The sequence below is a fragment of the Psychrobacter sp. TB20-MNA-CIBAN-0197 genome (assembly GCF_040309765.1).
Lineage (GTDB): Bacteria > Pseudomonadota > Gammaproteobacteria > Pseudomonadales > Moraxellaceae > Psychrobacter > Psychrobacter submarinus.
The window spans coordinates 1-297 of the sequence record NZ_JBEOPC010000326.1; the positions used below are offsets into that span (position 1 = coordinate 1).

1 protein-coding gene is annotated in these 297 nt (G+C 64.0%); it reads left to right on the plus strand.

Translation table 11 applies throughout. The features are described 5' to 3' along the window. Positions 1-14 precede the first annotated feature (14 nt). Positions 15-297 (plus strand): hypothetical protein (locus tag AAEY83_RS13870; RefSeq protein ID WP_351059702.1); only part of this gene is annotated, 283 nt, incomplete at its 3' end.

Genomic DNA, 297 nt, shown 5'->3' on the forward strand with positions numbered 1-297 from the left:
GAACAGGCCAGGCGATGCTGACCCAGGGCAGCAATGTACTGAGGGGTTTTGCGCTGACCTCGATCGGCAAATACATGAGCCGTGGCGCGGGAATGTTCGCCAGCGCGATCACCTTGCCGTTCGACATTGTCGACGCGATCAAATCGTTCAACGCCGCCGCCGCGTCATCGGGCAAAGAAGCTCAGGACCATTATTTCAGCGCTGCCCTGAGTGTAGCGGGCGCTGGCATCAGCCTGGTGCTGGGCGTCGCCGCGCTGGCCGGTTTCGGCAGTGTTGCCGGCCCGCTCGGCCTCGCGG